The sequence below is a fragment of the Erysipelatoclostridium sp. DFI.2.3 genome (assembly GCF_019132535.1).
GTDB lineage: Bacteria > Bacillota_I > Bacilli_A > Erysipelotrichales > Erysipelotrichaceae > Clostridium_AQ > Clostridium_AQ innocuum.
In genome coordinates this window covers 18,851-44,833 of the sequence record NZ_JAHOOJ010000027.1, presented here as the reverse complement: position 1 = coordinate 44,833, position 25,983 = coordinate 18,851, and the positions used below count along the sequence as shown (strand labels likewise).

Annotated in this window: 34 protein-coding genes, 1 pseudogene and 1 riboswitch; of the genes and pseudogenes, 30 read left to right on the top strand and 5 right to left on the bottom strand. The window is 43.5% G+C overall.

The features are described 5' to 3' along the window. The first annotated feature begins 71 nt into the window (after nucleotides 1-71). The 6 genes from KSZ58_RS19720 to KSZ58_RS19695 all read left to right on the top strand — a co-directional run bounded on the left by KSZ58_RS19720 (nucleotide 72) and on the right by KSZ58_RS19695 (nucleotide 5,917). Nucleotides 72-1,292 carry a Zn-dependent hydrolase gene (locus KSZ58_RS19720; RefSeq protein WP_008816609.1) on the top strand — a complete coding sequence of 407 codons (1,221 nt, stop codon included), beginning with the start codon at nucleotides 72-74 and terminating at the stop codon, nucleotides 1,290-1,292. A 59-nt stretch (nucleotides 1,293-1,351) separates the two neighbouring features. Beyond that, a riboswitch (purine riboswitch) is annotated at nucleotides 1,352-1,449 on the top strand. A gap of 41 nt (nucleotides 1,450-1,490) precedes the next feature. Then, on the top strand, nucleotides 1,491-2,825 hold the full coding sequence (locus tag KSZ58_RS19715) for an NCS2 family permease (RefSeq protein WP_008816610.1): 1,335 nt from the start codon (nucleotides 1,491-1,493) through the stop codon (nucleotides 2,823-2,825). A gap of 49 nt (nucleotides 2,826-2,874) precedes the next feature. Continuing rightward, complete coding sequence (gene ade, locus KSZ58_RS19710; protein ID WP_008816611.1) at nucleotides 2,875-4,647, top strand: adenine deaminase; 1,773 nt, start codon at nucleotides 2,875-2,877, stop codon at nucleotides 4,645-4,647. Between the two features lie 346 nt (nucleotides 4,648-4,993). Next, nucleotides 4,994-5,278: a GNAT family N-acetyltransferase gene (locus tag KSZ58_RS19705; protein ID WP_008816612.1), complete on the top strand. Its 285-nt coding sequence runs from the start codon at nucleotides 4,994-4,996 to the stop codon at nucleotides 5,276-5,278. Continuing rightward, the gene (locus KSZ58_RS19700; RefSeq protein WP_008816613.1) at nucleotides 5,275-5,721 is read left to right on the top strand and encodes a glyoxalase/bleomycin resistance/dioxygenase family protein; all 447 of its coding nucleotides are present in this window, start codon (nucleotides 5,275-5,277) and stop codon (nucleotides 5,719-5,721) included. The genes KSZ58_RS19705 and KSZ58_RS19700 overlap by 4 nt, the downstream gene beginning before the upstream one ends. A gap of 43 nt (nucleotides 5,722-5,764) precedes the next feature. Further along, nucleotides 5,765-5,917 carry a hypothetical protein gene (locus KSZ58_RS19695; protein WP_002605956.1) on the top strand — a complete coding sequence of 51 codons (153 nt, stop codon included), beginning with the start codon at nucleotides 5,765-5,767 and terminating at the stop codon, nucleotides 5,915-5,917. A gap of 297 nt (nucleotides 5,918-6,214) precedes the next feature. Here KSZ58_RS19695 and KSZ58_RS19690 read toward each other — a convergent pair whose 3' ends face one another. Beyond that, nucleotides 6,215-6,631, bottom strand: a complete 417-nt coding sequence (locus KSZ58_RS19690; protein ID WP_002605955.1) for an Rrf2 family transcriptional regulator — start codon at nucleotides 6,629-6,631, stop codon at nucleotides 6,215-6,217. Between the two features lie 209 nt (nucleotides 6,632-6,840). Between KSZ58_RS19690 and KSZ58_RS19685 the strand changes: the two genes are divergently transcribed. The 4 genes and pseudogenes from KSZ58_RS19685 to KSZ58_RS19670 all read left to right on the top strand — a co-directional run. Then, nucleotides 6,841-9,399 (top strand): YhgE/Pip domain-containing protein, encoded by a 2,559-nt coding sequence (locus KSZ58_RS19685; protein ID WP_217752877.1) that lies wholly within the window; start codon nucleotides 6,841-6,843, stop codon nucleotides 9,397-9,399. Between the two features lie 225 nt (nucleotides 9,400-9,624). Beyond that, nucleotides 9,625-9,879, top strand: a complete 255-nt coding sequence (locus tag KSZ58_RS19680; RefSeq protein ID WP_008816615.1) for a spore coat associated protein CotJA — start codon at nucleotides 9,625-9,627, stop codon at nucleotides 9,877-9,879. Further along, complete coding sequence (locus KSZ58_RS19675; RefSeq protein ID WP_008816616.1) at nucleotides 9,879-10,127, top strand: spore coat protein CotJB; 249 nt, start codon at nucleotides 9,879-9,881, stop codon at nucleotides 10,125-10,127. Before KSZ58_RS19680 ends, KSZ58_RS19675 begins: the two co-directional genes overlap by 1 nt. A 3-nt stretch (nucleotides 10,128-10,130) precedes the next feature. After that, nucleotides 10,131-10,334: pseudogene (locus KSZ58_RS19670) on the top strand (manganese catalase family protein); the annotation flags it as partial. Nucleotides 10,335-10,358: 24 nt separating this feature from the next. Here KSZ58_RS19670 and KSZ58_RS19665 read toward each other — a convergent pair. The 3 genes from KSZ58_RS19665 to KSZ58_RS19655 form a co-directional block, all read right to left on the bottom strand. Continuing rightward, nucleotides 10,359-11,906: a recombinase family protein gene (locus KSZ58_RS19665; protein ID WP_217752876.1), complete on the bottom strand. Its 1,548-nt coding sequence runs from the start codon at nucleotides 11,904-11,906 to the stop codon at nucleotides 10,359-10,361. A gap of 150 nt (nucleotides 11,907-12,056) precedes the next feature. Beyond that, a complete protein-coding gene (locus KSZ58_RS19660; RefSeq protein WP_217752875.1) occupies nucleotides 12,057-12,707 on the bottom strand; it encodes an SHOCT domain-containing protein in 651 nt (216 codons plus the stop codon). Between the two features lie 70 nt (nucleotides 12,708-12,777). After that, nucleotides 12,778-13,632, bottom strand: coding sequence for an XRE family transcriptional regulator (locus KSZ58_RS19655; protein WP_233104425.1), 855 nt, complete (start codon nucleotides 13,630-13,632; stop codon nucleotides 12,778-12,780). A 152-nt stretch (nucleotides 13,633-13,784) separates the two neighbouring features. Here KSZ58_RS19655 and KSZ58_RS19650 point away from each other — a divergent pair, with 152 nt between their 5' ends. The 5 genes from KSZ58_RS19650 to KSZ58_RS19630 all read left to right on the top strand — a co-directional run bounded on the left by KSZ58_RS19650 (nucleotide 13,785) and on the right by KSZ58_RS19630 (nucleotide 15,546). Next, nucleotides 13,785-13,988 carry a hypothetical protein gene (locus tag KSZ58_RS19650; protein WP_217752874.1) on the top strand — a complete coding sequence of 68 codons (204 nt, stop codon included), beginning with the start codon at nucleotides 13,785-13,787 and terminating at the stop codon, nucleotides 13,986-13,988. 34 nt (nucleotides 13,989-14,022) lie between these two features. Beyond that, nucleotides 14,023-14,586 (top strand): BRO family protein, encoded by a 564-nt coding sequence (locus KSZ58_RS19645; RefSeq protein WP_233104426.1) that lies wholly within the window; start codon nucleotides 14,023-14,025, stop codon nucleotides 14,584-14,586. A gap of 132 nt (nucleotides 14,587-14,718) precedes the next feature. Continuing rightward, entirely contained in the window at nucleotides 14,719-14,964 is a 246-nt protein-coding gene (locus KSZ58_RS19640) for a hypothetical protein (protein WP_217752873.1), read from the top strand. Nucleotides 14,965-15,094: 130 nt separating this feature from the next. Continuing rightward, nucleotides 15,095-15,301, top strand: coding sequence for a hypothetical protein (locus KSZ58_RS19635; RefSeq protein WP_217752872.1), 207 nt, complete (start codon nucleotides 15,095-15,097; stop codon nucleotides 15,299-15,301). Between the two features lie 56 nt (nucleotides 15,302-15,357). Continuing rightward, complete coding sequence (locus KSZ58_RS19630; protein ID WP_217752871.1) at nucleotides 15,358-15,546, top strand: hypothetical protein; 189 nt, start codon at nucleotides 15,358-15,360, stop codon at nucleotides 15,544-15,546. Here the strand turns inward: KSZ58_RS19630 and KSZ58_RS19625 are convergent. After that, nucleotides 15,543-15,725, bottom strand: coding sequence for a hypothetical protein (locus KSZ58_RS19625; RefSeq protein WP_217752870.1), 183 nt, complete (start codon nucleotides 15,723-15,725; stop codon nucleotides 15,543-15,545). The genes KSZ58_RS19630 and KSZ58_RS19625 overlap by 4 nt on opposite strands. An 86-nt stretch (nucleotides 15,726-15,811) precedes the next feature. Here KSZ58_RS19625 and KSZ58_RS19620 point away from each other — a divergent pair, with 86 nt between their 5' ends. The 15 genes from KSZ58_RS19620 to KSZ58_RS19550 all read left to right on the top strand — a co-directional run bounded on the left by KSZ58_RS19620 (nucleotide 15,812) and on the right by KSZ58_RS19550 (nucleotide 25,983). Beyond that, a complete protein-coding gene (locus tag KSZ58_RS19620) occupies nucleotides 15,812-16,003 on the top strand; it encodes a hypothetical protein (RefSeq protein ID WP_217752869.1) in 192 nt (63 codons plus the stop codon). Beyond that, a complete protein-coding gene (locus tag KSZ58_RS19615; protein ID WP_054343836.1) occupies nucleotides 16,000-16,224 on the top strand; it encodes a hypothetical protein in 225 nt (74 codons plus the stop codon). Before KSZ58_RS19620 ends, KSZ58_RS19615 begins: the two co-directional genes overlap by 4 nt. Nucleotides 16,225-16,236: 12 nt before the next feature. Continuing rightward, a complete protein-coding gene (locus tag KSZ58_RS23425) occupies nucleotides 16,237-16,503 on the top strand; it encodes a 3D domain-containing protein (RefSeq protein ID WP_217752868.1) in 267 nt (88 codons plus the stop codon). Next, nucleotides 16,504-16,833, top strand: a complete 330-nt coding sequence (locus tag KSZ58_RS19605; RefSeq protein WP_054343838.1) for a sporulation initiation factor Spo0A C-terminal domain-containing protein — start codon at nucleotides 16,504-16,506, stop codon at nucleotides 16,831-16,833. 5 nt (nucleotides 16,834-16,838) lie between these two features. Continuing rightward, nucleotides 16,839-17,342, top strand: a complete 504-nt coding sequence (locus KSZ58_RS19600; RefSeq protein WP_217752867.1) for a hypothetical protein — start codon at nucleotides 16,839-16,841, stop codon at nucleotides 17,340-17,342. After that, on the top strand, nucleotides 17,342-18,691 hold the full coding sequence (locus KSZ58_RS19595; RefSeq protein WP_233104427.1) for an AAA family ATPase: 1,350 nt from the start codon (nucleotides 17,342-17,344) through the stop codon (nucleotides 18,689-18,691). Before KSZ58_RS19600 ends, KSZ58_RS19595 begins: the two co-directional genes overlap by 1 nt. After that, nucleotides 18,688-19,761 (top strand): ATP-binding protein, encoded by a 1,074-nt coding sequence (locus KSZ58_RS19590; RefSeq protein ID WP_217752866.1) that lies wholly within the window; start codon nucleotides 18,688-18,690, stop codon nucleotides 19,759-19,761. The genes KSZ58_RS19595 and KSZ58_RS19590 overlap by 4 nt, the downstream gene beginning before the upstream one ends. Nucleotides 19,762-19,778: 17 nt before the next feature. Continuing rightward, nucleotides 19,779-20,273: a DUF669 domain-containing protein gene (locus KSZ58_RS19585; protein WP_217752865.1), complete on the top strand. Its 495-nt coding sequence runs from the start codon at nucleotides 19,779-19,781 to the stop codon at nucleotides 20,271-20,273. Between the two features lie 6 nt (nucleotides 20,274-20,279). After that, entirely contained in the window at nucleotides 20,280-21,866 is a 1,587-nt protein-coding gene (locus KSZ58_RS19580) for a DEAD/DEAH box helicase (RefSeq protein ID WP_217752864.1), read from the top strand. A gap of 3 nt (nucleotides 21,867-21,869) precedes the next feature. Next, a complete protein-coding gene (locus KSZ58_RS19575) occupies nucleotides 21,870-24,083 on the top strand; it encodes an AAA family ATPase (protein WP_217752863.1) in 2,214 nt (737 codons plus the stop codon). Between the two features lie 260 nt (nucleotides 24,084-24,343). Continuing rightward, nucleotides 24,344-24,673, top strand: coding sequence for a hypothetical protein (locus KSZ58_RS19570; RefSeq protein ID WP_233104428.1), 330 nt, complete (start codon nucleotides 24,344-24,346; stop codon nucleotides 24,671-24,673). Beyond that, on the top strand, nucleotides 24,621-25,049 hold the full coding sequence (locus KSZ58_RS19565; protein ID WP_254879667.1) for a RusA family crossover junction endodeoxyribonuclease: 429 nt from the start codon (nucleotides 24,621-24,623) through the stop codon (nucleotides 25,047-25,049). Before KSZ58_RS19570 ends, KSZ58_RS19565 begins: the two co-directional genes overlap by 53 nt. After that, nucleotides 25,046-25,204, top strand: a complete 159-nt coding sequence (locus KSZ58_RS19560; protein ID WP_217752882.1) for a hypothetical protein — start codon at nucleotides 25,046-25,048, stop codon at nucleotides 25,202-25,204. The genes KSZ58_RS19565 and KSZ58_RS19560 overlap by 4 nt, the downstream gene beginning before the upstream one ends. After that, nucleotides 25,185-25,388 carry a hypothetical protein gene (locus tag KSZ58_RS19555; protein ID WP_374102580.1) on the top strand — a complete coding sequence of 68 codons (204 nt, stop codon included), beginning with the start codon at nucleotides 25,185-25,187 and terminating at the stop codon, nucleotides 25,386-25,388. The genes KSZ58_RS19560 and KSZ58_RS19555 overlap by 20 nt, the downstream gene beginning before the upstream one ends. Continuing rightward, the gene (locus KSZ58_RS19550) at nucleotides 25,372-25,983 is read left to right on the top strand and encodes an HNH endonuclease signature motif containing protein (RefSeq protein ID WP_217752861.1); all 612 of its coding nucleotides are present in this window, start codon (nucleotides 25,372-25,374) and stop codon (nucleotides 25,981-25,983) included. The genes KSZ58_RS19555 and KSZ58_RS19550 overlap by 17 nt, the downstream gene beginning before the upstream one ends.

The window sequence follows — 25,983 nt, the reverse complement described above, 5'->3', positions numbered from 1 at the left end:
ATGGTGTCTTTTCTGCTGTCTTGGCTTTTTTGAAGCAATCAGCTATAATGTTCATAATCAGGAGGTAGCCTATGAGAATCAATGAGAAGCGTTTATGGAATCATATACAGACACTGGGGCAGATTGGAAAAGCAGAAGATGGAAGTGTAACACGGCTTTCGTTCACGAAAGAGGATGAGGCGGCAGCTTTTCAGCTGACGGAATGGATGCGGGAAGCCGGTCTTCACGTAACGATTGATGCCTGTGGTAATATCATAGGTACGCTGAAGGGAGCTGAACCAAACCTGCCTCCTGTTGTTTGCGGCTCCCATTTCGATACGGTAAAGGAAGGCGGAATATTCGATGGCTGTCTGGGAGTGCTGACAGGTATTGAAGTATTGCAGACCATACGGGAAGCAGGAGTACAGCCGCAGCGTTCCATCATGGTCATTGGCTTTCGGGATGAAGAAGGAAACCGTTTCGGATATGGCATGATTGGCAGCCGCTCGATTTGCGGGAAAGTGGAAAAAGACGGACTGCTGTCTGTGGATCATAAGGGAATTACACTTGCACAGGCAATGACACAGGCAGGCTATCATCCTGCGTGTTATGTGACTTGCCAGCTGTCGTCGCTGGAAGCTTTTTATGAGGTACATATTGAGCAGGCTGATGTTCTGGCAGCACAGAATCTCTCCGTGGGAATTGTTGAGGGGATTGCCGGGCTGGTGAGATATACGGTCACAATATATGGCAGAAGTGCACATGCGGGGGCAACACCGATGCATCGTCGTCATGATCCGGTAACCGCCATGTCCCGCTGGATTATGCACATGACGCAGCTTGCGCAGCAGCAGCCGCATACGGTGGCTACAATCGGGGAAATTCATACCTACCCCGGCGCCTGCAATATCATTTGTGATCGTGTGAGCTTTTCTCTGGATCTGCGCTCTCTGGATGATGCTGTCATACAGCAAATACTGGATGTAATGCAGGAGTTTGAAGGAATGCTCGAACAGGAACAGGGAGTACGGATTGAACGCCGCCTGGAACAGCAGCTGCCGGCGGCGATATGTGATGAAGGCCTGAAGCAGGAGCTGGAGGTCTGCTGTAAAACACTGCAGCTGCCGATTCTGCGACTTGCCAGCGGTGCCGGTCATGACTGTATGAACTTTCAGGGCATTTGTCCCACAGCGATGATCTTTGTACGCTCTCAGCATGAAGGTGCCTCCCACTGTAAAGAGGAATACAGTACACAAAAGGACTGTGCAGACGGGTGTCAGCTTTTGCTGGAGGCATTCCGGAAGTATTTGTAAGCATTCAGGAAACAATTACCTATGCATAGACGTTTACAGTTTTGCTTCCTCTTTGGTATAATGAACACTGTTGTGCTCACCATATAATGTCGGGATATGGTCGACAGTCTCTACATCTCACCGTAAATGAGATACTATGGTGCTTCTTCTTTCATGGATATCATGGAATATGGTGAGGACATGGTTAAGGAGGAAAATATGAGCAAAATCGCAGATTTTTTCAAATTTAGGGAACGCAATACCAGCTATAAAAAAGAGCTTATCGCCGGTATCACCACGTTTATGACAATGGCATATGTTCTGGTTGTACAGCCCGGGGCAATCGTCGGCTATGGGGATGCCGCATTTATCATCGATGCCAACGGCGTCATGATTACGAAGGAGGCAATTGTTGTCACCTGTGCCATTATCAGTGGGCTGATTACGCTGCTGATGGCATTGTATGCAAACCTCCCGTTTGCACTGGCAACCGGTATGGGAAGCAACTTCATGTTCGGGGCACTGATTCAGAGCCAGCAGCTGTCCTTTGGCGGTGCTATGGCAATGACTCTGATTTCAGGTGTTATTTTTCTGTTGCTGACAATCTTCGGTATCCGTGATTTGATTGTTAAGGCGATACCAAAGAACATTAAAATATCGATCGGTACCGCAATCGGCTTCTTTATCGCCTATCTGGGATTCAAAAATACAGGGATTGCAGCCTTTACGGAAAGCGGAATGGGCATGGGGAATTTCACCGATCCTGCTGTTATGCTGGCCGTTCTGGGGCTTGTTATCATCGCTATTCTGACAGCGTATAAGGTGAACGGTGCTATTCTGATCGGTATCGTTATCGTTACGCTTCTGGGAATACCGGCAGGGGTTACCACAGTGCCGTCTACCTTTGCCAAGGTTCCTGATTTCACAGGGCTGGGCAATGTCATGTTTAATCTGGATTTTAAATCCGTATTCAGTTTCTCATCCGTCATTCTGATCTTTACGGCGTTCTGCGGAGATTTCTTTTCTACGCTGGGGACAATTCTCGGTGTCAGTGCAAAAGCCGGCATGCTGGATGAAAACGGGGATTTACCGAATATCCAGCAGCCGTTTCTGGTAGATGCCATCGGTACCTGTGTCGGTGCGCTTACCGGTAATACGGTCATCACCACCTTTGTGGAATCCAGTGCTGGTGTGGAAGCAGGCGGACGTACGGGATTTACAAGTGTTGTGGTATCCGTTATCTTTATGATTATGGTATTTCTCTCTCCGCTGGTGCTGATGATTCCCAATGCGGCAACCGGACCGGCTCTGATTTTCGTTGGCTTTTTGATGATCAGCGGCTTTAAGGATATTGATTTCGCAGATTTTACAGAATCCTTCGGACCGTTTGTCATGATTATGTTCACTGTGTTTACAGGCTCTATCGCCAGCGGTATCTCTGCCGGTATTCTGGCATTCGTACTCATCAAAACAGCAACCGGTAAATTCAGAGAAGTACATCCGATCATGTATGTTATGGCGATACCACTGATTTGTTATTTTATATACGGGTAAAGCAAAAGATGCATGAGAGTGCATCTTTTTGAGAAAGGAAGTGTTGTATATGAAGCTGCAGCCGAAGGATAAGAAACAGCTGCTCAAGGCGGCTCTTGGTGAAATTCCAAGCGATTTGCTGATCAAACATGTTCAGCTGGTCAACGTGATTACCGGAGAAATCTATCCGGCCAATGTATTTGTTTATGATGGTATGATTGCACATGTGGAATATAAGAATCTGGATGCGGATCTGGACAAGGCAGCGACCGTTGTGGATGGACAGGGACACTATCTGATTCCCGGCTTTCTGGATGCGCATGAGCATATCGAAAGCTCCATGATGACGCCACGTAATTTCGCAAAGGCAGTTCTTCCTCACGGGACAACGACCGTGATTACCGACCCGCATGAAATTGCCAATGTATGGGGCATGGAGGGCGTGCGTTATATGCATGACAGCGGAGAAGATCTCCCCATGCGTCAGCTGATCGATATTCCAAGCTGTGTGCCTGCCGTACCCGGTCTGGAGAATGCGGGAGCGGATTTTCTGGCAGAACAGATTGAAGAGCTTTGCGGCTTAAAGCGTGTCATCGGACTTGCGGAGGTTATGGATTTCCTTGCCGTTATCCATGGTGAGGACCGTATGATGGATATTCTGAAGGTTGCGGAGGATCGCGGACTGTATATGCAGGGACATGCACCGTATGTCAGCGGGCGGATGCTGTCTGCCTATCTGTGCGGTGGTCCGAATACCTGTCATGAAACACGGGCATCGGATGAGGGCTTGGAAAAGCTGCGCAGTGCAATGTATGTGGATGCCAGAGACAGCTCCATCACAAAGAATGTAAAGGATATCTGGGAGGGTGTTAAGCAGGTGAAATTCTTCGATCACCTGTGCTTCTGTACGGATGATCGCGAAGCGGATGATATTCTGAACAACGGACATATGAATGATGTAGTCCGCAATGCCATTCGATGCGGTATGGATCCGGTAACAGCTATTAAGAGTGCTACCTATAATACGGCACGTGAAATCAAAATCGAAAACCTGGGAGCGATTGCACCTGGCTTTGTGGCAGATATGCTGCTGGTGGAAAGCCTGGAGGAATTGAAGCCGAGTCATGTATTTTACAATGGTGAGCTGGTAGCGGAAAATGGAAAGCTGCTGGCAGACATTAAGGATGAAAGCTATGCTATTGAGCATCGTAATTCCATGCATGTGAAGAAGCTAAGCGTTGAGGATTTCCGTATCCAGGCTCCTGTGGAAAACGGGACGGTTAAGGTGAATCTGATGGAGTATAAGGATCTGCTGTTGTCCAGCACACTGGTAAGCTGTGAGGAGCTTCCTGTGGAAAACGGTTATCTGAAGCTGAATGATGATGATTTGAAGTTTGTAGCTGTCGTAAACCGTCATGAGGGACACGATACAGTTGCACTTGGTGTTGTGCGCGGCTTTGGTACGACAACCGGAGCTCTTGCTTCAACGGTTTCTCATGATTCACACAATCTGACGATTGTATACGATACTGCAGAGAACGCGTTGCTTGCCGCAAATGAGCTGATTGCCTGTGGAGGCGGCATGTGTGCGGTAAAGGACGGAGCTGTGCTTCATACCTTGCAGCTTCCGCTGGCAGGACTGATTTCGCTGAAGCCTGCAGAGGAGCTGGCAGTTGACAATGCACTGATGAAGGATGCGAATCGTGCGCTCGGTCTTGTGGATATGGAAAACCCGCTGCTGAGAATCGTAACCCTTGCTTTACCGGTTATCCCGGAGGCGAAAATGTCTGATCTTGGACTGATCGACGTTTTAAAGAAGGAGATTGTACCGCTGTTTGTATAAACAAGGCGAGTGAAATACGCTTAGTTTGTAATAACAACAACAGTGACAGCTGTTCATCACTTAAGGAGCAGGCTATGGGCGCTCTGCTTCTTACTTGGAAGCAGCGAGACCAGAACACTTTGAGAGATTGGGAATCAGGCTTATCAGCTTCGTGCGATGAGTCTGATTCCTTTGTTTATAACTGATAACAGCGGATAAAGCTCTGTTTTATAAAATCTGCTTCCTGTATTAAGACACGGGTATAAAACGGTAGTTAAAAATGGTATTTAATTTCAGTAATGCAGAAATGATTTATGGTACAATGAAGCTGTAATCGTCGTGCGTATGGCATGGGGAGGAGACTGTTATGGAGATAAGCAGAGAGGATCACCGTATATTTATAGAGGAACAGGGACAGCTGCCTGCAGAGTTTACATTCCCCTTTGTGGACAAGCAGGTCGTGGATATCAATCATACATTTTCCGATGTATCCCTGCGCGGACAGGGGATAAGAGGCGCACTGATGAAGGAGGCGGCAGCTGTGATAAGGAAGAAGTGCTGGAAATGTATGGCATTTAGTCCCTATGCACTTGCCTGGATGAAAAAGCATGAGAAGGAACAGGATATCTGGATGAAGGAGGAACCACGATGAAGCTGGCTTGTATATATATCAATGCACTGCATTTTCGTGATACGGTAAGCTTCTATGAGCAGCTGCTTCAGCAAAAAGGGAAGGAAGTTACTGCACAGCGATGGGTGGAGTTTTCCTGCGGGCATACGCTTGCCGTGCTGCATGCGGAATATGATGCGCAATGCGTACAGAAAGAACAGGATGTGGACGAACACTATAATGATGCATATGTCGAAGACTGCATACAGACGGTGAACCAAGGGAATGATATAATGGTTCAGAATTATGTTTGTGAGGATTTGCAGTCAGAATATACGCGTTTGAAAAATCTGCAGATCGGACCGCTCTCTCCCTTATATTATGTTTCAATCTCGATGCCTTACTGGTATTTCAATATCACAGACCCCGAAGGAAATGTCTTGGAAATAACCGGGCCGTATGCTTCAGGCAAAGAATCGGTATAGTCAATCCCTTCCGGACACATACTAAGAATGGAGTGTGATGAACATGGAACAGAAGAAAAAATCCTGCTGTGACAGCGAAGAGCTGCTGCATGGTGAGGAAGCAAAGAAAACAGCCGGCAACAATCAATGGACGAACAATAACCTGAAGTATTATCCGGATGAAAGAGATCGTCAGGACGGTCCCGGCGGAAATTGAGAAAAAGGAAAGACTGAGCCTTCTATACCGGAAGATTCAGTCTTTTTCTTATCACGTTAGGACATCGCGTAAAGGAAAAAAAGAAAAGCAGCTTAACAATCAAAGAAAGCTGCCTGGATTACCTATGGCTGATACATGGTGAGTAAAGTGCAAATGACTCTGCCAGTGTTAAAGCCCCCGGCTGTAGCTTTTTTTTATTTTCTTTTTAAAGCAAGCTTATAAAATAGCTTATGTAAGAAATATTATCATTTCTGATATGATATACAGCAGCATGAACATGTCTTGCGGCTGTTATTATCAGACATCGGATAAAATCTGCTGGATGGTGATTTCTTTTAATTTCTTTCGATATTCCAATTCCGCACCATGCAGATAATGCATGATTTTTTCTTCCTTTTCCTTTACCTGCTTTCTGGAATCAAACACCCGATCGACAAGGCTTGTACTCACAGCAAATTGCTCCTGCCCCTCGATGGCATTAAACAGGTCCAGAAAGGTGATGCGGGAGGGGGTTTTCAATAATACAAAGCCGCCGTTTTTACTGGCGATTGAAGAAACGATCTTCGCTTTGACCAGCTGCCGCATGATTTTTTTTAAATAGGAATCTGATACGTTCAGCTTTTTACTGAGCTCGCTGCTTTTTACCGGCCGGCTGCTTGTACTTATCAGCAGCACGATACAGATTGCCTGCTCCAGACTGCCGCGTATTCTCATACTCTCACCTTCTATCATGTATAGTATAGCTGTTTTTTCTTTGTCTTTGCAAGCCTTTTCCTTGAATCAAGCCGTCTTTTTCGTGTGAATTTTTCATAACAATTCTAAACTTTCTGTAAAGAGCGTTGACACAAGCATATAATGTACTATAATTCCAGTATTCCGTGGATATGGTATATCTATGGATAGAAAAGAAAGAAGAGGATATTATGAAGGAAGAATGGAAAAATATAGCAGGCAGTACATGGATCAAGGTTGTGCTGGCAGCGATTATTGTGATTCCCATGCTGTATTCAGGTATTTTTCTGGGTTCTATGTGGGATCCTTACGGAAATGCGGATAAAATACCGGTTGCAGTAGTAAATGAAGACAATAAGGTTACCTATAACGGTTCCAGCCTTCATATCGGGGAGGATCTGGTTGCGAATCTGAAAAAGGCAAAGGAAATGGATTTCTGCTTTGTCGATGCCGCAAAAGCCAGCCAGGGCTTAAAGGATGGCTCTTATTATATGATTATAACGATACCTGAAAATTTTTCATCAAATGCAACAACGCTCATGGATAAACATCCGAAAAAAATGGAGCTCAGGTATACAACGAATCCCGGTACCAATTATATCGCCTCGAAAATGGACGAGACAGCGATTGCAAAGATACGGGAACAGATTTCCGCTACTGTGACAAAAACCTATGCCGATACATTATTCTCCAACGTTCAGGTGTTGAGCAGCGGCTTGAAAACAGCGGGTAAGGGCGGTCAGAAAATTCAGAACGGATTATCCGACAGTATTGCGGGGAATCAGACCATCACGGATAATCTGAACACTCTTGCCTCCAGTACACTGACCTTTCAAGACGGAAGTGAAACACTGAAGCAGAGACTGCAGGCTTATACCGATGGAGTGGCACAGCTGCAACAGGGAAGCAGGCAGCTGCGAAGCGGTATCCGCACGATGAATGGAAAAAGCGTACAGCTAGTTAACGGCGCATCCTCGCTGCACACAGGAAGTGGTGAGCTGCAGCAGGGGGTAGAGGCGTATACAACCGGTGTAGCTGCCCTGCAACAGGGAAGTGAGCAGTTAATGCAAAGCTCTGCTGTATTAGATCAGGGGGTGAATGCTCTTGCGCAGGGAACCTCCGATTTGCATAAGGGCAGCTCTCGTGTTCTGTCTGGTATGCAGGAGCTATCCACTGCAATAAAATCAAGTACCGACAGTCATGCTGATCTACTTGCTTATTTGCACGAAAAAAATACCGGCAGTGCAGATAGTCTGAAGCAGGTTACACAAGGGGCTGCGGCATTGGAGGCTCAGCTGCAGACAATCATAAACAAGAATACAGATGCGAGTCAGAGATTGAATGCAGCCGAACAGAAATTGAAGGATTTGCATGCTTATGAGGATACTGTGAATCAGCTAACAGAAGCGGCAGCGGATATGAATGATTTAAATCAGCAATATGCTGTGCTCAAGACAGGGCTCTCTAAGCTTTCCAAAGGAAGTGAGGAGATGACAGGACTTCTCAGCGGAAACGATCAGGCATTGGCGCAGCTGCAGCAGGGTCTTTCCACTGTACAGCGTTCACTGGATGCACAGGGCTCCACCGCGGAAGCCATGGGTCTGATACAGGGTATGCAGCAGCTTCAAAGCGGCCTTGCAGATGCTGATAAAGCCTTATCTGGTGAACAGGGACTGGCTTCGGGGATTCATGCTTATACAAAGGGCGTAGATACGATTGGAAACGGTCTTTCCACCTTATCACAGAAATCTACGGCTTTAACAGCCGGTGCAGCTCAATTACAAACAGGTACGACACAACTGAACTCTGCGATTCCTGCTTTACAGGGCGGAATCACACAGCTGCTAACGGGTAGTGATTCTCTATATCAGGGAGCCTCAGCATTAAACAGCAGCAGTCCGACATTATTAAACGGCTCTGCTCAGCTGCAGGGCGGCGCTTCTCAAATCAGCAGTGGTGCTCAGCAGCTTGCGCAGGGCTCCAATACACTGGGAGGCGGACTGTTACAGCTGAAGGACGGTTCCCATACGCTGACAAGCTCGCTGCATAAGGGAGCTGAAGAAAGCTCGGTATCAGCAACACAGAATACAAAGGAAATGCTGGCACAGCCGGTGGTCACAACTCATCAGGAATTGAGCAATGTGGAAAACAATGGTACAGCGATGGCGCCCTATATGATGTCTGTCGCGCTGTATGTTGCCTGCATGGCCTTTACTCTTATGTATCCGCTGTTGAAAAACACAGGTAAAACGACGTCCGGTTTGCGTATGTGGGCTTGCAAGGCTTCTGTTATGTATACGGTCTCCACATTGATGGCAGTCATTATGATCGGTGTGCTGATGCTGGTTAACGGCCTGTCTCCCTATCAGACGCTGCTTACCTTTGCCATGGCGGCACTGGTTTCCGCGGGCTTCATGTCCATGATCGTTTTCTTTAACATCACCTGTGGAAAAATCGGAAGCTTTATTGTTCTGATATTCATGGTATTGCAGCTGGGGGGAGCGGCAGGTACCTATCCGATTGAAACATCCTCCGGATTTTATAATGCGATTCATCCGTTTATGCCATTCAGCTACAGTGTGCATGCATTCCGCAATACGTTGGCAATCGGCGGATCCATTACACCGGATATTCTTGTCTTTGCAGGTATGCTTGTAGTCTTCTCTGTTCTTTCCATTCTGTTTTATCGCTGGAAAACAAGTGTCAGTGAAGAGCATTTTGAAAAGACATTGCTGGCGCAGTTTCATTAGTGCTTATGTAAACCAGCATACTTTGAACATATTATAAGCAATCTGAAAAGGACTTATCGAAGCGATGCAAACGTTCTGATTACTTTGCGGCCGATAGGTCTTTTTTCATCTGCTTCCATGCATATAGAAATGAATTTTTCATCTTCTATATGCTTGTCCTATGCCTGTTATCAGTATTTTCATATTATGCAGTGAGGTGAAAGCCTCAGGTTAGGAGGAACTTATATGAAGTATGCGAATGGTGCGTGCTGTCCATGGATTCCCAGGGAGCGGGAAACTAATGATGAATACTGCTATGATGATGTGGACTTTATGGAGCAGCAGCCCAAACATCAACGGCAGCAGGCACAGATGCCTGGTATGGCCTATGTACCGATGCAGGTATGGAAAAAACCGTATGAAAGAGAGATTGGGTTTCAAAGAGGAACAATTTTTCATGCTCTTGATAAACCCTTTCTCGGTGATGAGGGGGCGTGCTGATGATGAATAGAAAGCAACTGCTGAGAAAGCTTCAAATGCTGGATTTTGCGATTCAGGAAACAGCACTGTTTTTAAACTCACACCCTGATGACAGACAGGCAATGCAGTATTATCAGTCTGCCGTGAAGGAACGCGAGAAGGTTGCAAAGGAGTATGAACATCTTTGCGGACCATTGACAAATCGGCAGAATCATTCGGATAGCTGGGAGTATAGTAAAGGGCCCTGGCCATGGGAAAGGGAGGATTGATGTATGTGGACATATGAAAAGAAGCTGCAGTTTCCGGTGAATATCAGAAAACCGGATCCTGCTTTCGCAAAAATCGTAATTTCGCAGATTGGCGGTCCGGATGGAGAACTGGCTGCCTCAATGCGTTATCTGAACCAGCGCTATGCCATGCCGTATGACAGTGTACGTGCGATGTTAACGGATATCGGAACGGAAGAATGCGTACATAAAAGTTATCCGTCAAAAAAGCCTTTATTTATGGGAGATTTTCGGGTATAGGTAGAGCGTGAAATTATCTGCGGTGCCGCCATCGCGTATGGAACACTCTCTTTCATACTTGACACAGCGCAGGACTTCCTTCAGCATGGAGTTCTTTTCAAGGGCACTCATATTCTCGTACTGCAAGAGAAGCTGCTCTGTCATCGGGATGATGCTGGTGGCACTTTCAATGCGTTTGTTCTCTTCTATGATCTCCTGCTGCAGTGTCTTCTGCTTCTCTTCGATTTCTGTTATTCTGGATGATATCTTTTGAGAACGCTGCAGGAAGGTGTCCACATCATAGATGCCTTTTTCCAGAAAATCGTGAATGTTATCATTCTGCTTGTTCAAATCCACTGTCTCTTCCCGCAGATCCGCCAGCTGGTTCTGCAATATCTGAAGAACACTGTCGTCGATCTGTGTGTGGCCATTGCTGATTCTTAGTTTTTCTTCCTTGATATATTCTGCCAGGACTTCGATAAGCATCTGTTCAACGTCATCAAAAGGTGCACTGACATTCCTGCATTTATTGTTGGGGCATATCAGACCGGTTCGAATGTTTTCTCTTTGATACGGACGTCGTTGCATCTTGGCACCGCACTTTGCACAGATCACAAGCCCTGCCAGTGGATTTTTCATTTCTCTAGCGGAGGTCGGCAGTGGTTTATGCATGGAGAATTTCTTCTGGACCTGGTCGAAGAGCTGCTGATCAATGATAGGCGGATGAATACCGTCAGCCAGCAGGTAGTCATCACTGCGGGGACGGCTTACAGATACGGAGCCGTTCTTTACTTTTTTACGCTGTCCTCTCCACCCCCAGCGGATCTTGCCAACATAGACCGGGTTCTGCAGGATATCTCTGACAGTGGGGTATACCCATTGTTTACCGGTTTTGGATGGAATGGCCATTTCATTCAGCTGATCAGCAATGGTGGAGATGCCATGTGCTCCATATGCATACCAGCGAAACATCATCCTTACGACCTGCGCTTCCTTCTCCAGCGGCTTTAATGTGAAGCCCTTGTCGTTCTCTATCTTGATGCGTTCATAGCCGTATGGAGGCCGGTTGCCCACATATTTGCCTTCCTTAACGGATGCCTGTCTGCCGTTGTTCAGTCTGCGTTTGATCGTCTTATATTCACGGCGGGACATGAAAAGTCCAAACTCAAAATACTCTTCATCGAACTCGTTGTTTGGATCGTATGTTTTAATCGGTGTGATGATCTTCGTATCGGACAGCTTGAAGGCCTGGGCTACAATGCCCTGGTCGATCGTATCACCTCTTGCAAGACGTTCTACTTCCATGACCAGTACGCCGTCCCATACGCCCTGTTCCACTTCAGACAGAAGCTGCTGCATCATCGGTCTGGAGGCAATGGTTTCTCCGGATACGACTTCACGATAAATGTCGGCAATCGGCAGATGCTGACGTCTGGCAAGCTCCAGGAGCGCTTTCTCATGACGGGCAAGTGTTTCTCCTTCACCACGCATCTCAGCTTCTTGGTCAGCGCGGGACTTTCTCAGATAAATTAAATATTGCATGTTGATACCTCCATTTACATTTTATGTTGCGATGTGGTAAAATAGAGGCATAGAAAAAGATATGACTGGCGAGGTCATTTTTCTATGCTGGGTGGTATTGGTAGTACCGCCTATACACTCCGTGTTGGTAGCACGGGGTGTTTTTTAATTTTATAAGTTTAAAAGCTGTTTCTTTTTTGCTTCGAATTCTTCCTGCGTGATTGCCCCGATATCAAATAACTCTTTAAGTTTTTTTATTTCTTCGTAAAGATCGAAGTGATTTAAAGTATTTCTTTCGTTAAATAGAGTCAATAATATATTAGCTTGTTTTTCATAACATTGATATTTCAAAGTTTCAGTATATTCATTTTCATACTGTATATCTAATTCAATATCTGAAACTTCTTCTTTTACAATATTATGAGTACGAGTTATACTTGTAGAATTTTCATTCATTTTAGTATTTCCTGTACCGTGTGCAGCACCGATTACTGTTCCTATTCCAGGTGCAATCAATGTACCAACAGCAGCTCCAATGACACGGCCTGTCTTTTTGCTTTTTCCATTATTAGCTGTGTCGGTTACTGATAAAACATTGCTTACAATGTTTTTGCCATTCCATTTTATATTTAAAATAGTGAATGCCGGTTCTTTATTATCTATTGTAAATAAATCTCCTCTAGAACAAAGCCAATATGTACTCAATACATAAGTTCCAAATTTGTTTTGTTGGCCTTTATATAACTCACATATTTTAATATCATCAGAGATTTTAGGTTGAATTGTTGCTACAGTGCGTTCCTTCTTATTAAATAATCGCATATTATCTTCCTCCTGCTTATATATTAAGCCTTAAACCTTCTATTAAGAAATCCTTATGTATTAAACATTTTTATTTCACTGATATAACTTTCCCCAAGCATATTACTGAATCGTTTATATGAATATCCTTATACTTTTTATTGTGACTAATCAAAACACCATCACCAAGTTCTTTTACAAATGCTTCTCCATTGATCATGAAGATACCAGTTTCACCAGTACATATCTCTGACTGCTTCTTTATCAGCAGCGTATCACCATCATTGTACGTAGGTTCCATACTATCTCCATTTACTCCGATAGCGAAATCTACATGCATGTTATCCATCTCATTTTCTATTTCTATCATTTCTGGTGGGATATCATCGAATACATATTGCCCGGTCCCAGCAGATGCTATATGGCCATAATAGGGTACTAGAATCGGTGGTTGTATCATTATGAACTCTTTATATGGCTCTGGCTTATAAGTGGAATCAAGTTTCTTTTTCACGAGATCTTGGAGAATTTTCTCAAGAAAGTTTTTGCTGGAATTCATAAGTTCTAAGTACTCATCAGCTGATATAGTTATTTCCAATCCTTCTTTTTTTATTTTATATTCGTCAATGCACTCCTCGTTAGAGTATCCTTGAATCGACCAACCTATCGAAGAAATAAGCTTTCTAAAGTTATATGAATGATCAAGATGCTTATTGAGATTTTCGTTTTCTAATTTCCATTCATCAACATCTTCTCCAACAATAATACTAGGAGAGACACCAAGCACCTTAGCCAATGCAGCTATTCTACTACGTTTCATATTTTCAATACTTCCACTTTCCCATCTTGATACAGTAGCTTCACTAACATCACAAGCTTTTGCAACATCTAACAAAGTTAAATTTTTTTCTAGTCGCCTGTTTTTTATTATATCTTTAATTTCCATTACTTTCACCTCTATTTAACAAATATATATTATCACGAGTATTGCGAAAATGCAAGGTGTTTTGCATAAAGGCAAGATAGCGAGCGATTTCGTATTGACAAGCAGAGAATAAGGGCGTATTATGTACTTGCGTAAACGTAAGGAGGTGTGAAATGAACAGTTCACTTTTAGATGCAAAAATTATTGAGCGTGGACAAACTCAAGAAGCATTGGCATCGTATTTAAGTATATCTCCATCAACTTTTTATCGTAAGAAAAAGGGTGAAAGTGATTTTTTTAGAGATGAAATACAGAAAATAAGAAAGTTTTTATCTCTATCATCACAAGAAGTAGATCTAATTTTTTTTGATGAATGACTTGCATTTACGTAAGTTAGAAGAGAGGTGTTACATGATGACAGAATTACAGATTTTCAAAAACGACGAGTTCGGAGAAGTACGAACAACAACTATTAAAGGTAAGCCTTATTTTTGCGGGAGTGATGTCGCAAAGGCGTTAGGGTATTCAGATGTGCATAAAGCTTTAAAACAGAATTGTGATAAAGATGGGTGGGCAACATGCCTAGTCAACGATTCACTGGGAAGAAAACAGGAAGCAAAATTTATTACAGAGGGAAATGTACATCGCTTGATTGTATCAGCTTCCAAGCAGAGTAGAAACAAAGATATTCAAAATAAGGCTAAAAAGTATGCAAGTTGGATATTTGATGAAATAGTTCCAAGTGTAAGAGCAAACGGCTATTATGCAATGCCAGGAGTACAAGTACCAGATTTTAGAGAGATACCAATAGGTGATCTGGCAAGTTATCTGCGTATTCAAAGAACAGTGATGAAAGACTTAGGCAAGTCACCAAAAGAAATCGCTACAGAGTTTAAGAAGGTGTCCTTGCAGTTTGGCATAAATTTTTCAGATAACTTCGATCAGTTGGCGTTTGAGCAAGAAAGTTTGTTTTAGAGCAGATTTTCCCAGTAATTTGGGAAAGAGTAGAAGAATTAGGTATAGGAAGAAGAATATGGTTTGTAAGCTCTTGGTGTTAATGTAAGCGAGCTTTTTGAAACCAGTGATTCAGATTAGGAGGTGAAGAAGATGAAGAAGAAAATGTATGGTTTATTTGAATTAGAAGATGATACGGCAAATGCGATCATCAAGATTGACGGAGAGCCTATTGGAACAGGGGTATGTGAATATACTCTAAATCACAAAGCTGGAGAACTACCAGTTGTTGACATTAAAGCTGATATTGGTGTAAGTGGAAAGAAAAAATTCATTATAAGGGCGTTCTATGCAATGAAAAAAATGCAGTATATTGTCCTGAATGTGGATTTTTATTAGGGGTAGCGATGTTTAAAGAAGGTCAGATGATTTGCCCAATATGCAAAAAAGTAGCTTCACGCAAATGAAGCCGCAATTTGAAACAAGGTCAAGTCTAAAGAATATGCATACCTTATAAAGGAGGGATGTAATGGATGTGACAGGAAATGTAATTGCAGATTATATGAGTGGGAATACCCGTATAGTTATATTGGATGATGCGATAGAACCAGAAGAGGAGCAGGAGCTCATCTATGAACGTGTCAGAGGTATCATCACAAGATCGCGTCTGCGTAGACAAAAAGAAAAGGATGCTCACCCCGTCGAAAGTGCAGCATCCAAACTCAAACCCTTATAAAAAGGATACGCCTTTATTATAAGGGATACATATGCGAAAAGCAAGGGAGTGATTTGATGAAATCAGAATTCAAAATTGCAAAAGTCAATACCATGATGTTCGATAATGGAGATTGTTTACAAGAAATAACAAAGGAAATAGTAGATTTATTAATCGATAGAGAATTAAGTGCTGGTATGGCGAAAGCAATATTAAAAGATGCCCTGATTACTGTTCAAGGCATCTTAGATAAAAAGAAACTTTAATCAATTTCTACATCGTCATATTCTTTACTGATTTTTCTAAACGCCTGTAAATATGATTTGATGTAAAATCTGGTTTCTTCACGATAGCCGATATTTTCTGGGTGCTCTTTGCGATATTCCAGAAGATAGGCTTGCGCCATACCTATAGCCAGGTTATCAATAGTATCTTCTTTATCCATAATTCCACTTCCTTTCATTATATTTAGAGTTTATCACACATAAAGGAAAGGTCAAATTTTTAACCAAAAGCAAGGAGGAATAAGACATGACAGCAAATGAATCAATAAATGCAGAAAGTCGCAAAGCCAAAAATGATGAGATCAATAAGGCCGTATCCGGTTTGACGCTCAATGATGCAGAAAGAAAGTTTCTTGCATTTCTTATCGACATGGAAGACTTGGATACTGTATGTAAATTCTGCAGTATCATCCAGAAGGCGAAGGAATACCGGCAGTGAAGATATGGAGAGTGCCCGCAGCCGGTGTGGCAGTCCTGACCATATCAGTCTGTGCTTTATTGGCCAAAGCTGATTGGGAACAGAAAATCGAAGAGCTGCAGGTGTTGAATCAGGTCAATCATGAAGAAATCGATATGCTGCAGTCTAAGGTCAAGGAACTGAATGCAGAATTAAGAATCAAAGAAAAAAAGATCGTCGAGCTGGAATCACAACCGAAATGAACAGCTCTCGAAGTGAGGATAACGTATTACTGGCCAGGTGAAGACGAGTGGGGTGATATCATCAAGTATCCATGTGATGGCGAGCACAAGGCCATAGAAGGGCATACGATCGCAGTGGATCCAAGTGTCATATCACCTGGAAGTGCAGTGCTGATAAACGGCCATGAATACATAGCAGAAGATATGGGCGGAGCTGTAAAAGGCAATGTTATTGATATTTATAGCAGTGTACCTCACTATGAATCATATGAAACTATAGTTTATGTAAAGGAGGAATAAATGAGCACAACAGCAACCCTATTGATGGATATGGGTATCACTCCTGATTTGAAAGGATTCGATTATATTAGATTGGCGGTAGCATTCGTTATAACGGATAAGGCAAAGTACAGAAATGTAACAAAGACACTTTATCCGGATATAGCCAAAGCATTTTGCTCTACTCCTGTAAGAGTAGAGAGGGATATCCGGCATGCAATAAGTAAAGCAATCTATTTGGATCATGGAGAAATTAAAAATTTAATCGGCGTATCGCCATACAAAAATAAAATGACTAATTCAGAGTTTATATTTTCGTTGGCATATGTTGTAAATGAAAATGGAGGATAAAAGTAATGGAAATGTACAAGAATCCACGTTCTGAAAGTAATATTATCCACAGACTTCAGAAACTTGGCTTCCGTGGAACGATGGCTTATACAGATGGATTCTTCCAGTTGGTAAAGTATGACGGCAGTTCAACGATACTAATCAGTCAGGACTGTGAGCAGTTCCGCTATTATGGACCGGAAGGTACCGCAACGCATGAGGATGCAGAACTTGATGGAGAAGAATGGTATAAGCAGCTTCTGCAGGCCATCTATCTGCCGGTGATTAAGCCTGGAATGCTGGTCGCATATGACCCTGGATATAAAGTAGAGCTTGGCAAGGTCAAACGCCTCAGCAAAGATGGTACAAAGGCCTTTGTCTGGTATCACAGTGGCGATACTGCAGCATGCACACAAATCGAGGATCTGTATCCGATTGAAAGGGATTTTGTCCTGCAGCATAGAGATATGTTTGAAAACGCGTATGCCATCGATGATATTCTTGCAAAAGAATTGGAAGGAGAACAATAATGAGTGAAGCTATAAAAATCAATAAGCTTGAGATTGAAAATGTCAAGCGTGTAAAGGCAGTCAAAGTAGAACCATCTCAGAATGGTCTTACTGTCATTGGAGGACGTAACAAGCAGGGGAAGACCTCTGTTCTGGATGCAATTGCATGGACACTAGGTGGAGATCGTTATAAGCCATCTAAAGCTCAGCGCGATGGTTCTATGGTACCGCCACACTTGAAAGTAGTTCTTTCAAACGGCCTTGTTGTGGAGAGAACAGGGAAGAACAGTAGTCTTAAAGTGCTGGATCCGGTAGGAAACAAAGGCGGGCAGCAGCTGCTGAAAGAGTTCGTAGAGGAGCTTGCCCTCAATATCCCAAAATTCATGCAGCAAAGCGGCAAGGAAAAAGCAAATACACTACTCCAGATCATTGGTGTTGGAGATCAGCTGCATGCATTGGAATTGAAAGAAACAGAAATCTATAATGAGCGTCATGCTGTTGGACGAGAAGCCGATCGCAAAAAGAAGTTTGCTGAGGAACAACCATACTATCCGGATGCACCAAAGGATGTTATCTCTGTTTCTGAACTGATACAACAACAGCAGGAGATCCTTGCGAAGAACGGGGAGAACGCTCGCAAGCGTCAAAAGGCTGATGAAATACAAAGGCAGTCTAACTGGCTCGATTCTGAAATAAAACGAATGGAAAAAGAATTGGAAGCTAAACGCACACAGTATGCAGTCGTTATGAATGACCTGATGATCGCCAATAAAGATTCTATGGATCTCCATGATGAATCTACAGAGGAACTGGAACAGAATATCGCAAACGTTGAGGCTATCAATATCAAGGTTCGCGCAAATCTGGATAAAGATATAGCAGAAGAAGATGCTAAAATTCTGCGCGATAATTATGATCAGCTCACAGCAAAGTTGAATGATGTGAGAAAACAGAAAACGGATCTCTTACACAATGCGAATCTCCCACTTCCGGAATTATCTGTGGAGGATGGTGAGATCATCTATGAAGGGCAGAAATGGGACAACATGTCTGGTTCCGATCAGTTGAAAGTCGCTACTGCTATTGTTCGTAAGTTGAATCCAAAATGCGGGTTCGTGTTACTGGATAAGCTGGAACAGATGGATATCGATACGATGAATGAATTTGGACATTGGCTGGAAGAACAAGGCCTGCAAGCAATCGCTACACGAGTGTCAACGGGGGATGAATGCAGCATCATTATCGAAGATGGCTATGTAGAGGATAATCTGAAAACTACTTTGCAGAAGACAACTGATATCCCTACAGAACCACTTCCTCAGCCCGTTACTCCTGGACAGACGAAATCGTGGAAAGAGGGATGGAAATGAGATTTGAAGTAATACAGGGAACATTGTATCGAGCAAATAAGGTGGTGGTTTATGGTCCCGAGGGAATAGGCAAGAGTACATTTGTAAGTCACTTTCCGCAACCTCTGTTCATAGATACAGAGGGATCTACTAACAAGCTTGATGTAAGACGTTTTCCAAAACCGTCAAGCTGGCAGATGCTGAAGGATGAGGTTACGGATGTGATCAACGAAAGACCATGTAGGACCTTGGTTATCGATACGGCTGATTGGGCAGAACGGCTTTGCATCGAATCTGTTTTGCAAGTACATGGAAAGAAAGGTATCGAAGACTTTGGTTATGGAAACGGTTATACATATGTTGCAGAAGAATGGGGACGATTCCTCAACCTGCTGCAGGATGTTATCGATGTAGCGAATATCAATGTCGTGCTGACTGCGCATGCTATCATCCGTAAATTTGAGCAGCCGAATGAAATGGGGTCTTATGATCGGTATGAGCTGAAGCTTGGAAAGAAAACTACAGCGCAGACAGCTCCTCTTACGAAGGAATGGGCTGATATGGTCTTGTTTGCGAACTATAGAACATTCTCAGTCGCTGTCGATGATAAGGGAAAGAAACACAAAGCACAGGGTGGTCAGCGTGTAATGTACACAACACATCATCCTTGCTGGGACGCAAAGAATCGAGATGGCTTATCTGATGAGCTGCCTTTTGATTATGAACATATCCGTCATGTCATTGAATCTATGCCAGTGCAGCAACCACAGCCACAGAGTAGTCCTGTTGTTTCACCAAGATTGGATATAGCTGATAATGTTGGTTCAGGTCCGATGATATATACACCAGATCCAGTCCCACAGATACCACCTAAAGAGACAGAAGATGAATATGCAGGGTTACCACAGGCTCTAATTGATCTAATGAAGTCAAATGAAATCACGGTCGAGATGATCAAGCAGGCAGTGTTGGCAAAAGGATTCTTTCCAGCTAGTATGGAGGTTCGTGAGTATGATGCGGATTTCCTGGAATACTTGACCACCAGTGATGGCTGGGGAGGACTTATGAATGAGATACAATTACCGTTTTAAATGAAGGAGGAAAATGAATGGAACAGTATAATAATTATCAGCAGAACCAGGAATTAGGATGGGATGCAGAAATCAGAAAAGAAAGTGAAATCATCTTATTAGAACCAGGTGATTACGATTTTATCGTAGAGTCATTTGAAAGATCGCGTTATGAAGGGAGTACGAAGATGCCTGCATGTAACTGTGCTGACCTATCCCTGCGCATAGATACAGCGAACGGACCGGTCACTATCAAACATAAATTGTTTTTACATCAGAAAACAGAGTGGGCACTGAGTGCATTCTTTCGATGCATTGGTCAAAAGAAGAAAGATGAGCCATTACGAATGAATTGGAATACGGTCCCTGGTTCAAAAGGAAGATGCAAGATTGGTCATAAAAATTACAACGATAATGAATATAACGAAATCAAAAAATTCTATCCAGCTGATGAAGTTACACCTGGAATGCAGCAGCCTCAGGGATATGCTCAGCAGACAGCCCCTCAGTACAATCCGTCTAAAAGATGGTAAATGGTCATGGAATTAAGACCATATCAAGCAGAAGCGAAAGAATCTATTTTCACAGAATGGGACAAGGGGATGCAGCGTACTCTCCTTGTCCTTCCTACAGGTTGTGGAAAAACGATCGTCTTTGCCAAAGTAGCTGAAGAGTGTGTATGCAGAGGGTACCGTGTATTGATCATGGCACACCGTGGAGAGTTGCTGGAACAGGCTGCTGACAAGATAGATAAAGCTACCGGTCTTAAATGTGCAACGGAAAAAGCAGAGGAAACCTGCTTGGGTAAATGGTTCCGGATCGTTGTCGGTTCTGTCCAGACGCTCATGCGGCAACAACGATTAGAAAGATTCAAGAAAGATTATTTTGATGTCATCATCATTGATGAGGCACATCATTGCCTTTCAGACAGTTACCAAAGGGTCCTTGCTTATTTTGATCAAGCAAAGGTCCTTGGTGTAACGGCTACTCCAGATAGAGGAGATATGCGGAATCTGGGTAGTTACTTTCAAAGCCTAGCATACGAGTACACATTGCCAAAAGCAATCAAAGAAGGATTTCTGGTGCCTATCAAGGCGCTTACGGTCCCGTTAAGGATGGATCTGTCCGGTGTCGGAGTCCAGGCCGGGGACTTTAAGGTAAGCAATATAGGAACAGCCTTGGATCCGTATCTGTATCAGATCGCTGATGAAATGCTGGAATATTGCAAGGAACGAAAGACAGTAGTTTTCCTTCCCCTGGTGAAGACTTCGCAGAAGTTTAGGGACATCCTGAACGAGAAGGGTTTCCATGCAGCGGAGGTGAATGGTAACAGTCATGACCGAGCAGAGGTACTGAAGGATTTTGATGAAGGCAAGTATAACGTTCTGTGTAACAGCATGTTACTCACGGAAGGATGGGACTGTCCATCAGTAGATTGCATCATCGTGCTGCGGCCGACAAAGGTACGCAGTCTGTATAGTCAGATGGTTGGTCGGGGTACTCGTCTGTGCGAAGGAAAGGACCATCTTCTATTATTGGATTTCCTGTGGCATACGGACCGGCATGAGCTTTGCCATCCTGCATCACTGATCTGTGAGAATGAAGAAGTGGCAAAGAAAATGACAGATGATATGGAAAAGGCTCCGGGGATGGCTGTGGATATCGAAGAAGCCGAACAGTCTGCAGCTGAGGATGTCATCCAGCAGCGAGAAGAAGCATTGGCCAAGAAGCTCATGGAGCAACAGAAAAAGAAGAAAAAACTTGTGGATCCTCTTCAGTTTGAATTGAGTATACAGGCTGAGGATCTATCCAGTTATGTTCCTGCTTTCGGTTGGGAATGCTCACCTGCCAGTGAGAAGCAGCTGCAGGCATTAGAGAAATTCGGTATTTATCCGGACGAAATAGACAATGCCGGTAAGGCTTCATTATTACTTGATAGACTGAATAAGCGCAAGGCTGAGGGGCTGGCAACACCAAAGCAGATTAGATTTTTGGAGAACAAAGGTTTCCAGCATGTCGGTACATGGCAGATGGAAACTGCGAAGAATATGATAAGCAGGATCCAGGCTTGTGGCTGGCACATACCTAATGGTGTGGATCCGCAAACATACAAAGGAGAAGAATAAGCTATGCAAAATACCGACTTGAAAGAATTACTGGATTATATAGATCCTGCCTCTCTTAATTATCAGGAGTGGGTGAATGTCGGTATGGCTTTGAAATACGAAGGATACACTGCAGCGGACTGGGATGCGTGGAGTATGCAGGATTCAGCTCGTTACCATAAGAATGAATGCTTCAAGAAATGGGACACCTTCAAAGGAACAGGAATACCGGTCACAGGTGCTACGATCACACAGATGGCAAAGGACAGGGGCTGGCAGCCGATGCGAAGCGGCGGGCGGGAATTGGACTGGAACGATGTCATTAGTGGCGACGATGATCTTGTGATTGTTGATAAAGGATGGATTGAAGGGAAGGAGATACAGGAGCCAAAAATCTGGAATCCTGTGAAAGAACTTTCTACATATCTTGAAATATTATTCGATTCTGATGAGAATGTCGGATATGTCACAAGAAGCTGGGTAAAAGAAGGCAAACATTTACCGACAAAAGGGTGCTGTGATCGTACCGCAGGACAGCTTATACAGGAACTCCAGAAATGCAATGGAGATATAGGCAGAGTTTTAGGCGATTATAATCCGGAAGCGGGGGCGTGGATACGTTTCAATCCTTTAGATGGAAAAGGCGGAAAAAACGAAAATGTAGTTGACTGGAGATATGCTCTTGTAGAATCTGATTCAATGGATTTAGCGCAACAGAATGCAATCATAAGAGAATTAGAGCTTCCAGTAGCGTGCCTGGTCTATAGTGGTGAAAAGAGTATACATGCCATCGTGCATATCGATGCTGCAGATTATCATGAGTATAGAAAGCGTGTCGATTACCTATATACGATCTGTAAGAAGAATGGTCTGGAAGTGGACCAGCAGAACAAAAATCCTTCCAGGTTATCGAGAATGCCGGGAGTAACTAGAAACGGTAAAAAGCAGTTCCTTATCGATACGAATATCGGAAAGACTTCATGGAATGAATGGCAGGAATGGATAGAATCCGTGAATGATGAGCTGCCAGAACCAGAAAGCTTGGAAGATTATTGGGACAACCTTCCGGATCTGGCACCACCGTTGATAGATGGTGTTCTTAGGCAGGGACACAAAATGCTTATTGCTGGTCCTTCCAAAGCAGGAAAATCATTTGCCCTCATTGAAATGTGTATTGCTATCGCAGAGGGGATGAAATGGTTCAGCTGGCCGTGTACACAGGGAAAGGTCATGTATGTCAACCTGGAACTTGATAGAGCGAGTTGTCTGCACCGATTCAAAGATGTATACCAGGAGCTGCATATCGCTCCCAGAGGGCTTAAAAACATTGATATATGGAACTTGAGAGGAAAGTCCATACCTATGGATAAGCTGGCACCGAAGCTGATAAGACGAGCTGCAAAGAAAAACTATATCGCTATCATCATCGACCCTATATATAAGGTCATTACCGGTGATGAGAACAGTGCAGATCAGATGGCCAATTTTTGCAATCAGTTCGATAAAGTATGTACAGAGCTTGGTTGTGCTGTGGTTTATTGTCATCATCACAGCAAAGGCTCACAGGGAGGTAAGCGTTCAATGGACCGTGCTTCCGGTTCCGGAGTATTCGCGCGTGATCCGGATGCGTTGCTGGATCTGATCGAACTGGATGTGAATGAAAATCTTGTTGAGCAGCAGTCGAATCGAGCTGTCTGTGATGTATGTATGAAATGGCTGCAGAAATATGGAAAAGAGGACATAGCTAATGAAGATGACCAGTGCAGTGAGAAGCAGATGCTGGCTATCTGCAGATTGAATTTAAAGGCCGTATATGAAGAAATTATCAAAGAGGTAGCCGAAGTACGCAAACAGGTCCAATGGCGCACAGCGTGGCGGATAGAGGGCACTCTGAGGGAATTTCCAAAGTTTGAACCAGTCAATCTGTGGTTCGATTATCCGGTGCATAGAGTTGATCACATAGGTGTATTAAAAGATGTCGTCCCAGAGGATGCGCAACCTGCATGGCAGAAAGCGATAGCTAAAAGGAAGGATCCTGAGGTGAAGAAAAAAGAGCGTAAAACTTCAATCGAAACAGCTTACGAGGCGTGTGGAATTGATGATAAAGTAACCGTTTCTGCCTTGTCGGAATACATGGGTGTTGGGGAAAAAACAGTAAGAAGACACATAAAAGAGCATGGAGGATTTTACATAAAAGACGGTATCGTCCTACGTAAAGAAGAGGGACAAAAACAGTAAATGTCCCTGTCCCAAACTCTGTCTTCGAGGGACAAAAACATGTTTTTGTCTGTCTGTCCCTCTGTTGAAAATATGAAAATTTGCATATATGTATACGTATATAATTACGCACGCATATAGCGCGGGCGAAAGTATACACATACTGTATATGATAAGTCAGGTATACAGTAATACGTAAGTTAAAAGAAAATGTCCCGCTTGCGGTTGCGGACATTTCCTTCCAACGTTACTGACGTAAACCGCGAGAAAGGAAAAATAAAATGAGAAAAAAAGAAGTCGAAAAGTATTGGGAAAACGAAGAAGGAGAAACAATTGAGTTTGGAAAGCATTTTATGAGATGCTTTGACAAAGCAGGGAAGTTGCAATTTGGTAAAAAGTTTTACGATCCTTCAAATGGAGGACTAAAATACAAAGTGATTTTTGTATTAGACAGAGAAGAATTGATTAACAGCAAGGAAGGTGCAGAATTTCTGATGCAAACGATCGATGACTGGAGAAGCCAAGAACAGGGGCATGATGGTTCGTTCAGTAATTGTGATGTGTGCAATAATCAAACGTGTAGCGATGGATGGTGTAGTTGGGATGACTGAGTTCTTCATGCCCATGAAGCCACCTACAACGACCGCTCAGCAGCACAAAGTGACGGGCTCACACTTCTATGACCCGCCGGAAGTAAAAGCTGCTAGAGTGAAGCTGGAAGCCCATCTGGCTAAACATATACCAGTATCGCCTTACATAGAGCCTGTAGAGTTGGTCACCACCTGGTGCTTCCCAGTAACAGGAAAGCATAAAAACGGTGAGTACAAATACACACGGCCGGATACAGACAATCTTCAGAAGCTGCTGAAGGACTGCATGACGGAATGCGGTTACTGGAAAGATGATGCACTCGTATGCCGGGAAATCATTGAGAAATTCTGGGCAGATCAACCAGGTATCTACATACGGATCAAGGAGCTTGTATGAAAAAAAATGAAACCATAGAGGGTCAAATCGATATTTATGACATTCTGTATCCAGGATGTAAACCTAAAAAATCAGGAGGAACGAGAAAGAATGAGAAACACGATGGTAGACTTGAACAATCACTTGTTCGAGCAGATGGAAAGATTGAACGATGAAGAATTGAGTAATGAAGAACTGGAAAAAGAAATACGCAGGGCCAAGGCAATGACTGAGATATCTGGACAGATCATCGAGAATGCAGCTCTTGGTCTAGATGCTGAAAAGATTAAAGCAACCTATGGAAATCGTAATATCCATTTGCCGGCAATGCTGGAGAGCAAGAATGGCACTGACAGATAAACAGAAGAAATGGATGAATGAGAATTACAAAGGCATCGGAAATAAAGAACTTGTCACGAAGATGAATGAAGTGTTTGGAACTGCAATCGATGTATCAGTAATTAAATCGTACAAAAATAATCACGGCTTGGACAGCGGTCTGACAGGCAGATTTAAAAAGGGACATATACCAGTTAACAAAGGTACCAAAGGGAAATACAACGTAGGTGGTAACTGTACCAGTTTCAAAAAAGGACAGAAGCCACCAAATACAGATCCGATCGGCACAGAAAAGATGCTTGGCGATGGATATGTATGGGTTAAAATCAACAACTTGCCAAAAGTTAAGAAGACGGTCAACTGGAAACAGAAACATGTGTTGATATGGGAACAGACACATGGTCCTGTTCCTGGAAATCATGTAATCATATTTCTTGATGGTGATCATGAAAACTTTGATTTAGATAACCTAAAGATGGTTAGCAGAGCGACGAATGCGCGATTAAATCAAAATCACCTGCGCCGCAAAGACAAAGAACTAACAGAAGTAGGAGTGGCAGTTGCTGAGCTGTTGACGACGATACATAAAGCAAAACGACGAAAGGATGGAAAATAA

What these genes read in the sequence shown, in the direction of transcription:
- KSZ58_RS19660 (WP_217752875.1), bottom strand. Translation starts at nt 12,707, where the DNA reads ATGCGATTATTTAATAAGAAGGAACGCACTGTAGCAACAATTCAACCT.
- ade (WP_008816611.1), top strand. Translation starts at nt 2,875, where the DNA reads ATGAAGCTGCAGCCGAAGGATAAGAAACAGCTGCTCAAGGCGGCTCTT.
- KSZ58_RS19620 (WP_217752869.1), top strand. Translation starts at nt 15,812, where the DNA reads ATGACAGCAAATGAATCAATAAATGCAGAAAGTCGCAAAGCCAAAAAT.
- KSZ58_RS19605 (WP_054343838.1), top strand. Translation starts at nt 16,504, where the DNA reads ATGAGCACAACAGCAACCCTATTGATGGATATGGGTATCACTCCTGAT.
- KSZ58_RS19685 (WP_217752877.1), top strand. Translation starts at nt 6,841, where the DNA reads ATGAAGGAAGAATGGAAAAATATAGCAGGCAGTACATGGATCAAGGTT.
- KSZ58_RS19595 (WP_233104427.1), top strand. Translation starts at nt 17,342, where the DNA reads ATGAGTGAAGCTATAAAAATCAATAAGCTTGAGATTGAAAATGTCAAG.
- KSZ58_RS19585 (WP_217752865.1), top strand. Translation starts at nt 19,779, where the DNA reads ATGGAACAGTATAATAATTATCAGCAGAACCAGGAATTAGGATGGGAT.
- KSZ58_RS19690 (WP_002605955.1), bottom strand. Translation starts at nt 6,631, where the DNA reads ATGAGAATACGCGGCAGTCTGGAGCAGGCAATCTGTATCGTGCTGCTG.
- KSZ58_RS19600 (WP_217752867.1), top strand. Translation starts at nt 16,839, where the DNA reads ATGGAAATGTACAAGAATCCACGTTCTGAAAGTAATATTATCCACAGA.
- KSZ58_RS19640 (WP_217752873.1), top strand. Translation starts at nt 14,719, where the DNA reads ATGAAGAAGAAAATGTATGGTTTATTTGAATTAGAAGATGATACGGCA.
- KSZ58_RS19625 (WP_217752870.1), bottom strand. Translation starts at nt 15,725, where the DNA reads ATGGATAAAGAAGATACTATTGATAACCTGGCTATAGGTATGGCGCAA.
- KSZ58_RS19675 (WP_008816616.1), top strand. Translation starts at nt 9,879, where the DNA reads ATGATGAATAGAAAGCAACTGCTGAGAAAGCTTCAAATGCTGGATTTT.
- KSZ58_RS19650 (WP_217752874.1), top strand. Translation starts at nt 13,785, where the DNA reads ATGAACAGTTCACTTTTAGATGCAAAAATTATTGAGCGTGGACAAACT.
- KSZ58_RS19550 (WP_217752861.1), top strand. Translation starts at nt 25,372, where the DNA reads ATGGCACTGACAGATAAACAGAAGAAATGGATGAATGAGAATTACAAA.
- KSZ58_RS19705 (WP_008816612.1), top strand. Translation starts at nt 4,994, where the DNA reads ATGGAGATAAGCAGAGAGGATCACCGTATATTTATAGAGGAACAGGGA.
- KSZ58_RS19720 (WP_008816609.1), top strand. Translation starts at nt 72, where the DNA reads ATGAGAATCAATGAGAAGCGTTTATGGAATCATATACAGACACTGGGG.
- KSZ58_RS19555 (WP_374102580.1), top strand. Translation starts at nt 25,185, where the DNA reads ATGGAAAGATTGAACGATGAAGAATTGAGTAATGAAGAACTGGAAAAA.
- KSZ58_RS19580 (WP_217752864.1), top strand. Translation starts at nt 20,280, where the DNA reads ATGGAATTAAGACCATATCAAGCAGAAGCGAAAGAATCTATTTTCACA.
- KSZ58_RS19645 (WP_233104426.1), top strand. Translation starts at nt 14,023, where the DNA reads ATGATGACAGAATTACAGATTTTCAAAAACGACGAGTTCGGAGAAGTA.
- KSZ58_RS19630 (WP_217752871.1), top strand. Translation starts at nt 15,358, where the DNA reads ATGAAATCAGAATTCAAAATTGCAAAAGTCAATACCATGATGTTCGAT.
- KSZ58_RS19570 (WP_233104428.1), top strand. Translation starts at nt 24,344, where the DNA reads ATGAGAAAAAAAGAAGTCGAAAAGTATTGGGAAAACGAAGAAGGAGAA.
- KSZ58_RS19665 (WP_217752876.1), bottom strand. Translation starts at nt 11,906, where the DNA reads ATGCAATATTTAATTTATCTGAGAAAGTCCCGCGCTGACCAAGAAGCT.
- KSZ58_RS19590 (WP_217752866.1), top strand. Translation starts at nt 18,688, where the DNA reads ATGAGATTTGAAGTAATACAGGGAACATTGTATCGAGCAAATAAGGTG.
- KSZ58_RS19575 (WP_217752863.1), top strand. Translation starts at nt 21,870, where the DNA reads ATGCAAAATACCGACTTGAAAGAATTACTGGATTATATAGATCCTGCC.
- KSZ58_RS19700 (WP_008816613.1), top strand. Translation starts at nt 5,275, where the DNA reads ATGAAGCTGGCTTGTATATATATCAATGCACTGCATTTTCGTGATACG.
- KSZ58_RS19695 (WP_002605956.1), top strand. Translation starts at nt 5,765, where the DNA reads ATGGAACAGAAGAAAAAATCCTGCTGTGACAGCGAAGAGCTGCTGCAT.
- KSZ58_RS19655 (WP_233104425.1), bottom strand. Translation starts at nt 13,632, where the DNA reads ATGGAAATTAAAGATATAATAAAAAACAGGCGACTAGAAAAAAATTTA.
- KSZ58_RS19565 (WP_254879667.1), top strand. Translation starts at nt 24,621, where the DNA reads ATGTGTGCAATAATCAAACGTGTAGCGATGGATGGTGTAGTTGGGATG.
- KSZ58_RS19680 (WP_008816615.1), top strand. Translation starts at nt 9,625, where the DNA reads ATGAAGTATGCGAATGGTGCGTGCTGTCCATGGATTCCCAGGGAGCGG.
- KSZ58_RS19560 (WP_217752882.1), top strand. Translation starts at nt 25,046, where the DNA reads ATGAAAAAAAATGAAACCATAGAGGGTCAAATCGATATTTATGACATT.
- KSZ58_RS19715 (WP_008816610.1), top strand. Translation starts at nt 1,491, where the DNA reads ATGAGCAAAATCGCAGATTTTTTCAAATTTAGGGAACGCAATACCAGC.
- KSZ58_RS19635 (WP_217752872.1), top strand. Translation starts at nt 15,095, where the DNA reads ATGGATGTGACAGGAAATGTAATTGCAGATTATATGAGTGGGAATACC.